The sequence below is a fragment of the Salinimicrobium oceani genome, assembly GCF_012037645.1.
The window spans coordinates 1-786 of record NZ_JAAVJR010000099.1; the positions used below are offsets into that span (position 1 = coordinate 1).

Consider the following 786-nt stretch of genomic DNA (forward strand, 5'->3'; position numbering starts at 1 on the left):
TTATCTCTCCGGTAGAGCCGGCGTTGAGTATGTCATTCACCAGGGATTGGGTTTCGGCAGACTGTTCAACAGTACCTACCTCGGGCTCCACAATGACAGGATCTTCGTCCACTACCTCAGGAAGGTCGGGGATATTATCAAATTCATCATTTACAAATTCATAGGGATCGATAAATTCCAGGTCCTGTGTATCACAGTTCCAAAGCAGGGCCGACAAAAGCAGCATACTGCAGAAAATAATACCCCTACGTGAAAAACGGGTAATCTTAGTTTTCATAGATTGGTTTTAAAAATTAGCATTAGTTAAATTGAAAAGTTTAGGTAGGGAGTCAAATGTAAAATAAATAGTTTGACGTAAGAAAAGTGTATATAAAAAAATCTTAAAATTTTAATCCCCGTCAGTTCGTGACCAAGGAATCAGGTTGTAAGCTTTTTGTTTTGCCCCTTCCCTAAAGGGAGCCAAAAAGCTTACTACGGAAAAAAAAATGGTACTTCGTACTTCGAAAAGGTACCTTTCGTCAGACTGAGCCGTTGCAACGGTAGTTGCAGCGATTGGTCGAAGTCCTGGTGAAATAGGATCTAAATTTCTTTTTCCGTTTTGCCCCACCCTATCCCGAAGGGGCGGGAGGAGGCGGAGAAAGGCTTATATATTTTTGGTACGAGTCAAATCAAAATTAAACAGTTAATGAAAAACTAATTCTCACCCTTTAGGGCGGGGCAAAAGAATTAGTTTTTCCACGAAATTACTCGGGCTCACACTTCGACTAATCCTCCCTCCGGTCGGGC

Annotated in this window: 1 protein-coding gene; it reads right to left on the reverse strand. The window is 41.7% G+C overall.

What is annotated here, in order from left to right; translation table 11 throughout:
* A partial coding sequence (locus HC175_RS15645) for a hypothetical protein (protein ID WP_168139374.1) occupies positions 1-277 on the reverse strand: 277 nt, incomplete at its 3' end.
* Positions 278-786: the final 509 nt, after the last annotated feature.